Raw genomic sequence first — 1,828 nt, forward strand, 5'->3', positions numbered from 1 at the left:
TCCAGCAGGCTGGCGGCCAGCAGCAGGTCGCCCAGCTCGTCCTCGTCGGTGGTGAGCAGGCCGGTGCGGCCGTGCTCGATCAGCTCGGGCAGGCATCCGCCGGGCTGCGCCCGCGGGTCGTCGGTGGTGGAGCAGGCGGTCAGCCAGCAGAGCAGGCCGAGGGCGGTCAGCAGGACCGGTATGCGACGCATGGCACGACACCTCCGTCATCCTCCGACGGGCCGACGGCGCGGTCGGTTCCCCTCAGAGGCGGTAGAACGAACGGTAGCGGCGGAAGAGCCGCCACTGCACGACCACCGCCGCCGCGGTCAGCAGGATCATCACGAGTGTCGCCGCCGCCGCGTAGCCGTAGCGCAGGTACTCGAACCCGGTCTGGTAGACGAACAGCGACAGGTAGGTGGTGGAGTACGGCGGCGGCCCGCCGTCGGTCACCACGAACGCCGGCACGAACGTGAAGTGCAGGCTCGCCACGACGTCGCGGACGGCGAGCAGGGCCAGCACCGGCGCCATCAGGGGCAGGGTGACCCGGCGGAACACGTCCCAGCCGGTGGCGTCCTCCAGGGCGGCCATCTCGTAGACGTCCCGGGGCAGCGACCGCCGGGCCGCGAGCAGCACCACGAAGGTCTCCCCCATGGTGAACAGGCTCATCAGGATGATGGCGGCGCGGGCGTCGGTCGGGTCGGTCAGCCACTGCGGCGGGGTGCGGCCCAGCGCGGTCAGGCCGTTCTCGCCCCCGGTGCGCAGCATCTGGTTGATCGGCCCGTACAGCGGGTTGAACAGCCAGAGCCACAGCAGGCCGTAGGCGATCTCCGGGACCGCCGTGGGCAGCAGCGCCGCGCTGCGCGCACTGCCCACGCCGAGGGCACGGCGGTGCAGCAGCAGGGCCAGGCCGAGCGCGAGGAGCACCCGCAACGGTACGGCGATCAGCGCGAAGACCAGCGAGTTGACCAGGGCGACCCGGAAGATCGGGTCGTCGGCGAGCGCGGTGAGGTTGTCCAGGCCCACCCAGGTCGGCGGGCGCAGCAGGTCGTAGGAGGTGAACGCCAGCGCGAGCGTGACCAGCGCCGGCAGCAGAACCAGCCCGACCAGACCCACCAGGTACGGCGCCAGCATCAGCGCCAACTGCCGGCGGGAACGGGTGTCCGGCCTCGTCACGGGTTGTACCGGAGGCCGGAGTCGGCGTGGAAGACGTGCGTGTCCGCCCAGCGCACGCTCACGCGTACCGCCGCTGCCCGGTCGGGGCGCCGGGCGGCCGGCATGCGGGCGACCACCGGGTGCCCGCCGGCGAGGGTGAGGTACGCGTAGGCGTCCTCGCCAACCACCTCCACCCGGTCGACGGTGGCCGCCGCTCCCCCGGCGGCGTCCAGGGAGACCACCTCCGGCCGGAACCCGATCTCCAGCCGGCCGGAGTCGGTGACGAGCGCACCGGGCGGCCCGTCACCGGTGGGGCGCACCGGGCCGTCGGCGGGCAGCAGGTTCATCGCCGGGGATCCGACGAAGCCGGCGACGAAGCGGGTCGCGGGGGTGCGCCAGATCTCGTCCGGGGTGCCGACCTGCTCGACGCGCCCGTCACGGAGCACCGCGATCCGGTCGGCGAGCACCAGCGCCTCGGTCTGGTCGTGGGTGACGTGCACCATCGTGGCGCCCAGCCGGTCGTGCAGGGCGCGCAGTTCGGCGCGCATCTCCACCCGCAGCGCCAGGTCCAGGTTGGACAGCGGCTCGTCGAGGAGGAAGACGTCCGGCTCCCGGACCAGCGCCCGGGCCAGCGCCACCCGCTGCCGCTCGCCGCCGGAGAGCTGCCCCGGCCGGCGGTCGAGCAGGGCGGCGC

3 protein-coding genes are annotated in these 1,828 nt (G+C 73.8%); all 3 read right to left on the reverse strand.

The genetic code is table 11. The annotated features are described in order from the left end of the window. On the reverse strand, window positions 1-191 hold a 191-nt coding region (locus AB0I76_RS29090; RefSeq protein WP_357042105.1), incomplete at its 3' end, for a hypothetical protein. A 52-nt stretch (window positions 192-243) separates the two neighbouring features. Next, window positions 244-1,113 carry a sugar ABC transporter permease gene (locus tag AB0I76_RS29095; protein WP_357042110.1) on the reverse strand — a complete coding sequence of 290 codons (870 nt, stop codon included), beginning with the start codon at window positions 1,111-1,113 and terminating at the stop codon, window positions 244-246. Window positions 1,114-1,151: 38 nt separating this feature from the next. After that, window positions 1,152-1,828: ATP-binding cassette domain-containing protein (locus tag AB0I76_RS29100; RefSeq protein ID WP_357042107.1), on the reverse strand; the 677-nt coding region annotated here is incomplete at its 5' end.

Origin of the sequence: Micromonospora sp. NPDC049799 (genome assembly GCF_040656655.1) — a bacterium.
GTDB lineage: Bacteria > Actinomycetota > Actinomycetes > Mycobacteriales > Micromonosporaceae > Micromonospora.